This window comes from Rothia sp. ND6WE1A (genome assembly GCF_001683935.1).
GTDB lineage: Bacteria > Actinomycetota > Actinomycetes > Actinomycetales > Micrococcaceae > Rothia > Rothia amarae.
On the sequence record NZ_LXTU01000044.1, the window covers coordinates 1 to 1,831 of the forward strand.

The following is a 1,831-nucleotide window of genomic DNA, read 5'->3' on the forward strand; positions in this document are numbered from 1 at the left end:
ACACCCCACACAACAAACTGAGGGAGTCTCACCCCAACCGAGACTCCCTCACCCCACCCTAAAAAAACAAAAACTTTAACCACTAACTACACCAAACCCATGTAATAGATTTATGAAATCCCTGGGAACAAGCTATATTTTTGGTATGGGTAATAAAAAAGTTTTGGCTACACTAGCAATCGGAGCCACCGTTGTGCTCAGCGGCTGCGCACAAACCATCGTCCCAGGACTGGGACTCGAAAAAGCATCAGGTTTTGAAGACAACCGAGACTCACTGGTCATCGAAGCGGCGGTAAAAGACGCCAAAACCGGTGAACTCAAGCCCGGTAACATCACCGTAACCCAAGACCAAATGGACTTCGACGGCAACCGCAAAGACTTCGGCCCCGAAGAATCCTACTTCAAAGTCGTCACCGACGAAGGCGAATCAGTCTCCGGCCACCTCATCCGAGTCGTCGTCCAAGCAAACGACCCCGAAGCAGAAGTACTCTGCGCCATCAAAGACATCACCAAAGAAGAACCAACTCACGCCACAGAATCCGAAGGCGAAGGCTCAGCAACCTGCCAAATCGACGTCAGCTAACCCTGAAACACCACCAAGACAGCGGATTTTTTCACACCCGAAAAAATCCGCTTTCTTTATGCGCTCCACCAACCCAAAACATATGGAAAACTAGAGGACATGAGTACCACAACGACCAACACAGCAACCGTTGAAATCGAAAAACACCACACCCAACCCACCAACCTGCTCTACCGCATCTCCGATCACCTGCACCAGGCTCGCGAAAACCGCGCTCGCCATCATGAAGAAGAGCCGGTGATTGTACCCTCGGTGGGTTACGGTTCTGCCAAAGACGGCTGGGTACGAGTCATTGCCCGTGCACTGTATAAGACAGAGCTTTTCGAAAAAGTCTTTAACTCACTGGATAGTTACCAGACCTCACACGAAACAATTCGTGGATGGCGTTCATTCACCGCCATCGCTATATCCTATGCACCCATCACCATTACAGTGGACGGACAACAGTTTAAAGTAAACACGGACCGCGGCGGCGTCCTGGACGTCAAGATTGCAATTGACCTAGAACCCGGTATTCATGAGGTACTGCTACACACCCCAGGAAGCACCATTGCCCGAACGACCGTATACATCGTTCCCCCCGAACAAAAGATCGGCGTAGTTTCAGATATCGACGACACCGTAATGGTAACCGCCCTCCCACGCCCAGTTCTAGCAGCGTGGAACTCCTTTGTACTCAACGAACACGCACGTACACCCACCCCCGGAATGTCCGTGCTGATGGACCGCATCCACCGTGAATACCCCGACGCCCCCTTCATGTACCTCTCCACAGGAGCATGGAACATCGCCCCAACCCTTCACCGCTTCCTAACCCGCAACGCCTACCCTAAAGGCACCTTCCTCCTCACCGATTGGGGCCCGACCACAGACCGCTGGTTCCGTTCAGGATCCGCCCATAAAGTAAACTCTTTGCGCCGACTAGCAGAAGAATTCCCCGAGATGCAGTGGATCCTCATCGGCGACGACGGACAGCGAGACCCTGACGTCTACAGTGGCTTTGCCGTACGCTACCCCCAAAACGTCGCAGCCATCCTCATTCGCAACCTGACGCTGGGAGAAAGCGTCCTCGCATCGGGCCGAGTATGGAGCGATAACCAGTCCAAAGAAATCTCCCGCGGACGACTGTGGCTAGAAGCAAACGACGGTGCCAGCTTTATCAAGAAACTCAAAGGTCTTGGTTTGCTCAAGAGCACCAAGGGCAAACACAACAAGTACTAACCCAAAATAGTACGAATGGCGGGTCAC

The 1,831-nt window shown here is 52.6% G+C and carries 2 protein-coding genes; both read left to right on the forward strand.

Annotated elements, in window-relative coordinates; translation table 11 throughout:
- Positions 1–145: 145 nt before the first annotated feature.
- Positions 146–583 (forward strand): hypothetical protein, encoded by a 438-nt coding sequence (locus tag A7E48_RS05925; RefSeq protein WP_141669390.1) that lies wholly within the window; start codon positions 146–148, stop codon positions 581–583.
- Positions 584–682: 99 nt separating this feature from the next.
- Positions 683–1,804 carry an App1 family protein gene (locus A7E48_RS05930; protein WP_068170775.1) on the forward strand — a complete coding sequence of 374 codons (1,122 nt, stop codon included), beginning with the start codon at positions 683–685 and terminating at the stop codon, positions 1,802–1,804.
- Positions 1,805–1,831: the final 27 nt, after the last annotated feature.

Coding starts and splice junctions, on each gene's coding strand:
- A7E48_RS05925 (WP_141669390.1), top strand. CDS start 146: ATGGGTAATAAAAAAGTTTTGGCTACACTAGCAATCGGAGCCACCGTT.
- A7E48_RS05930 (WP_068170775.1), top strand. CDS start 683: ATGAGTACCACAACGACCAACACAGCAACCGTTGAAATCGAAAAACAC.